This is a genomic window from Pseudomonas sp. EGD-AK9 (assembly GCF_000465935.2).
Taxonomy (GTDB): Bacteria; Pseudomonadota; Gammaproteobacteria; order Pseudomonadales; family Pseudomonadaceae; genus Aquipseudomonas.
Genome location: NZ_AVOF01000257.1, coordinates 1 through 4,692 on the forward strand (window position 1 = coordinate 1; position 4,692 = coordinate 4,692).

The following is a 4,692-nucleotide window of genomic DNA, read 5'->3' on the forward strand; positions in this document are numbered from 1 at the left end:
GTTCGGCGCGGATCTCCGGCAGGTCGCTGCGCCGCAGGTAGAGGCGCAGCGCCTCGCCGAGGTTGACCCGCTCGTCGATGCGCTGCTCCTGCAGCCAGGCCAGGCGCTGGCGATCCAGGCGCATCTGGCCGTCTGCCTCGGCGTGCCAGACGTATTCGCAGGTCGGGGTGATGGTCTCGGCCGGCACGTCGAGGCCGAAGCTGTCCTCGGAGAAACGCAGCAGGTACTGGCCGGTCTTGGCGTTGAAGCCGACGAAGCCCTGCAGCTGGTCGGCGGCCTGGCAGATCTGGGCGGAGCTGATACTCATGGCAAACCTCGGGTTGCTGTGGGTTTGCACGCAAAACTAAGGGTTCTGGTTATCGGCGCAGCCTAGCGCGTGGCCGCGTGGCCGCGCGTTGCCGTGGATCAACAAAGGCGCGCGGCCAAGGGCGGGCAGCACCTGCTCGCGCAGCAGCGGCGCCAGCTCGCCGTCGAAGGGCTGGCCGGCGGCGTACCAGCGCAGTTCCTCCAGCTCGGCCGCCGGATGTACGGCGTGGGGCAGGGCGGCGTGGAAGATCTCCGCCTGCAGCCAGGTATCGGCCTCGTTGGCGGCGCTTGCCTGGAATCGGCCGAGCGGGTGCAGCGCCGCGTCGTCCAGCTGCAGTTCCAATTCTTCATGCAGTTCGCGGCGCAGGGCAGCCAGGGCATCCTCGCCGGCTTCGCGCTTGCCGCCGGGCAGCATGAAGAACCGGGTGTTGCGCTTGCGCACCAGCAACAGGCGGCCCCGTTGGTCGAACAGGCAGGCGGCGGCGATATGCAGGGTGGTGTTCACGGCAGGTGTCGCGAGTGTCGAGCAGGTGAGACCTCTGTCCCCTCGCCCATCGGTGGGGGAGGGGGCAAAGTGCTTTAGCGAGCGGAATCAGCCGGCCAGGCCGACGTAGACATTCTGCACGTCGTCGTGGCCGTCGATGGCTTCGAGGAAGGCTTCGACTTCTTCCAGCTGCTCCGGCGTCAGGCTGCTCACCGGGTTCTTCGGGCGGTAGCCGAGCTTGGCCGAGTTGACGGTGAAGCCCTGCTCCGGCAGCGCCTTGCACACGGCGTCGAGGTCGGTCGGCTCGGTGATGAACAGGGTCGCGCCCTCGTCATCGGGGACGAAGTCCTGGGCGCCGGCTTCGATGGCGGCCAGTTCCGGGTCGGCGCCCTCGTCGGTGCTGGCCTCGATCAGGCCGACGTGGTCGAAGTCCCAGCTCACCGAGCCGGAGGCGCCGAGCTGGCCCTTGCGAAACAGCACGCGGATCTCGGCCACGGTGCGGTTGACGTTGTCGGTCAGGCACTCGACGATCAGCGGCACCTGATGCGGGGCGAAGCCTTCGTAGAGGGTGCGCTCGTAGTTGATCACCTCGCCGGACAGGCCGGCGCCTTTCTTGATCGCGCGCTCCAGGGTGTCCTTGGGCATCGAGGCCTTCTTCGCCTGATGCACGGCCAGGCGCAGCTTGGCGTTGGTGTCCGGGTCGGCGCCGTTACGCGCGGCGATCATGATTTCCTTCACCAGCTTGCCGAAGATCTTGCCTCGGGCATTGGCGGCGGCTTCTTTGGGTTTGGCTTTCCACTGGGCGCCCATCTGGGGTCTCCTGGCCGATAGGTGAGACGGCGTCGCGGCGCGGGGCGGCCGGACGATCGGTTAGGCTGCGGATTCTAGTGCCTTGCGGCGCCGGCGGCACGCGCAATTTCCCGGATGGCGTTGGCGGCGGGGGAAGCGCCGGCGCAGCGGTTCTGCGCCGGCAGGCTGGGGCTCAGGCGTTGGGCGAGTGGCTGCCGAGCAGGGTCTGGCCGTGTTTCTTCTCGCGTTTGGCCATGCGTTTCTCGTGTGCCGTTTTCAGCGGCTTCTTCTTGCCTTCTTTGTGGGAATCCATGCTCTTGCTCATGGTCGTGTCTCCGGGAAGTTGGTCATTGACTGGGTACATGCATTCGGGTCACTACCACCTCCTCGGCCCCTGCAGCCGGCTGTCATGCGTTATCGCCTTTCAAGCATAGCTGGCGGGCAACACCCTGTTGCGAATCGGCGACGGTCGTCGCGTGCGGCTTCTCTATGCTTGGCCTGTGTCGCCGTGACGCGTTCGAGGAGGTCGCCATGTCCCCTTTCCTGCATCGTTTCGCCACCGCGCTGGGCCTGCTGGTGCTGCTGGGCGGCGCCCCGGCGCTGGCGCACGCGGACGCCTTGCGCATCGGCATCATCGGCACCGGCAATATCGGCGGCGCGCTGGCGCGGCTGTGGGTCGAGGCGGGGCACGAGGTGATGATGTCCTCGCGTCATCCCGAGCGTCTGCAGCCGCTGGCCCTGGAGCTGGGCGAGCGCGCCCGGGTTGGCACCCCGCGCGAGGCGGCCGAGTTCGGCCAGGTGATACTGCTGGCGGTGCCCTACGCCGCCACGCCGCAGATCGGCCGCGACCTTGCCGGCGAGCTGGCCGGCAAGGTGCTGCTGGATGCCGGCAATCCGCGCCCGGAACGCGACGGGCCGATGGCCGAGGAGGCCCGCGAGCTGGGTGCCGGCCTGGCCTCGCAGCGCTTTCTGCCCGGCGTGCGCCTGGTGCGCGCGTTCAACGCCATTTCCGCCCACAACCTGCGCAGTCAGGCCCATCGCAGCGGCGAGAAACTGGCCATCCCGCTGGCCGGCGATGACGAGGCGGCGCTGGAGGTGGCGGCGCGCCTGGTGACCGATGCCGGTTTCGATCCGGTGATAGTCGGGCCGCTGGCCACGGCCAAGCGCTTCGACTTCGCCAGCGGCATCTCGGCGCGGATGCCGACGGCGCGCGAGTTGCGCGAGATCCTCGGGCTGTAGCTCCTGCGGACCGAATCCCCCGCAGCGCTGCCAGCGTCGCGGCTGAGGCCGCTCCTGCAGGGGCGATGAGGGCTACAGATTGCGCCAGATCAGCTGCACGCCGGCCAGCAGGATGCCCAGCCGGGCGATGCGGTAGAACCACTGGTGGTTGACCCGCGACTGCAGCCACAGGCCGCTCCACACGCCGAGCGGCACTATGGGCGCGAGCATCAGGCTCAGCAGCAGATTGTCCCGGCTGAACTGGCCCAGGGCGGCGTAGGGCAGCAGCTTGGCCGCGTTGGTCAGCAGGAAGAACAGGTTGATGGTGGCGACGAAACGCAGCTTGTCCAGCTGTTGCGGCAGCAGGTGCATCATCACCGGCGGCCCGCCGGCATGGGCGACGAAGCTGGTGAAGCCGGCCAGGCTCGACAGCAGGGTGCCGCGGCCCTTGTGCAGCGGCCGCGGCGCCTGGTTGCCGGCGAGCAGGCCGAGGGCGACGAAGCTCACCGCGATCACCCCGATCAGCAGGCCGATGCTGCGCTCGTCGAACAGCTCGAAGGTCAGCGCACCGATGACGATGCCGATCAGCGCGCCGGGCAGCATCACCCTGAGGTTGGCCGCGTCCCACTTGCCCCAGTAGGCCTTCAGCCCCACCAGATCGGCCAGGCAGAGGATCGGCAGCATGATCGCCACCGCCTGCTTGGGCGAGGTGGCCAGCGCCAGTAGCGGCACGGCGATGCCGCCCAGGGCGCCGCCGAAGCCGCCCTTGGACAGCCCGGTGAGGAAGATCGCCGGCAGGGCGAACAGGAGGAAGTCGGACAGGCTCATGGCAGCGGCCGCGGCGAAGGAGGGCGCAGGGTAGCAAAGGGCGCGGCGCGGCAGAACGGCCTGCGGCACAGGGCGGGCGATCAGCGCACTGTGTGGCGTTTTTCCGCGCTCACTGTGTCTGCCGCGCAGGCTATGTGCTTGCTCTAATGGCCGCTCCCTGACCGCGAGGATTGCCCCATGTCGCCCAAAGATCTGCTGCTGGCGCTGTTGGTGATTGTCGTCTGGGGCCTGAATTTCGTGGTGATCAAGCTCGGCCTGCACGAGATGCCGCCGATGCTGCTCGGCGCGCTGCGTTTCCTGCTCGCCGCCTTTCCCGCGATTCTCTTCGTGCGCCGGCCACAGGTGCCGCTGCGCTGGCTGCTGGCCTACGGCCTGACCATCTCGCTGGGCCAGTTCGCCTGCCTGTTCTACGCCATGCATGTGGGCATGCCGGCCGGGCTGGCCTCGCTGGTGCTGCAATCGCAGGCCTTCTTTACCCTGTTCTTCGCCGCGCTGCTGCTGGGCGAGCGCCTGCGCGCGAGCAACCTGCTGGGCCTGCTGGTGGCGGCCGCCGGGCTGGCGTTGATCGGCCTGCAGGGCGGCCAGGCGATGACCCTGGCAGGCTTCGCCCTGACCATTGGCGCCGCGGCGATGTGGGCGCTGGGCAATATCGTCACGCGCAAGCTGGGCCGGGTGAACCTGGTCGGCCTGGTGGTCTGGGGCAGCCTGGTGCCGCCGCTGCCTTTTCTGGGGCTGTCGCTGTGGCTGGAAGGGCCGGCGGCGATCGAAAGCGCGCTGCGCGGCTTCGGGGTGGAGGCGCTGCTGGTGCTGGCCTACCTGGCGTTCGCCGCGACCATTCTCGGCTATGGCCTGTGGAGTCGCCTGCTGTCGCGCTACCCGGCCAGCCAGGTGGCGCCGTTCTCGTTGCTGGTGCCGGTGGTGGGCATCGGCTCTGCGGCGTTGCTGCTGGGCGAACGCCTGGGCGCGCTGCAACTGGTCGGCGCGTCGCTGGTGATGGGCGGGCTGCTGATCAATGTGTGGGGCGGCAAGCTGCTGGATCGGCTGCGCCTGTGGCGGGCGCAGGGGGG

Annotated in this window: 6 protein-coding genes; 2 read left to right on the top strand and 4 right to left on the bottom strand. The window is 68.9% G+C overall.

Features of this window, described 5'->3' with window-relative positions; genetic code table 11:
- From N878_RS13090 to N878_RS13100, 3 genes are all read right to left on the bottom strand, one after another.
- Positions 1 to 307: DUF2025 family protein (locus N878_RS13090; protein WP_021444103.1), on the bottom strand; the 307-nt coding region annotated here is incomplete at its 3' end.
- 36 nt (positions 308 to 343) lie between these two features.
- Positions 344 to 811 carry an NUDIX domain-containing protein gene (locus N878_RS13095; protein WP_021444104.1) on the bottom strand — a complete coding sequence of 156 codons (468 nt, stop codon included), beginning with the start codon at positions 809 to 811 and terminating at the stop codon, positions 344 to 346.
- An 87-nt stretch (positions 812 to 898) separates the two neighbouring features.
- Positions 899 to 1,600: a YebC/PmpR family DNA-binding transcriptional regulator gene (locus N878_RS13100; protein WP_021444105.1), complete on the bottom strand. Its 702-nt coding sequence runs from the start codon at positions 1,598 to 1,600 to the stop codon at positions 899 to 901.
- 510 nt (positions 1,601 to 2,110) lie between these two features.
- Between N878_RS13100 and N878_RS13105 the strand changes: the two genes are divergently transcribed.
- Complete coding sequence (locus N878_RS13105) at positions 2,111 to 2,818, top strand: NADPH-dependent F420 reductase (protein WP_021444107.1); 708 nt, start codon at positions 2,111 to 2,113, stop codon at positions 2,816 to 2,818.
- 72 nt (positions 2,819 to 2,890) lie between these two features.
- Here N878_RS13105 and N878_RS13110 read toward each other — a convergent pair whose 3' ends face one another.
- A complete protein-coding gene (locus N878_RS13110; RefSeq protein ID WP_031303138.1) occupies positions 2,891 to 3,625 on the bottom strand; it encodes a sulfite exporter TauE/SafE family protein in 735 nt (244 codons plus the stop codon).
- Between the two features lie 177 nt (positions 3,626 to 3,802).
- Between N878_RS13110 and N878_RS13115 the strand changes: the two genes are divergently transcribed.
- Positions 3,803 to 4,692: EamA family transporter (locus N878_RS13115; RefSeq protein WP_021444109.1), on the top strand; the 890-nt coding region annotated here is incomplete at its 3' end.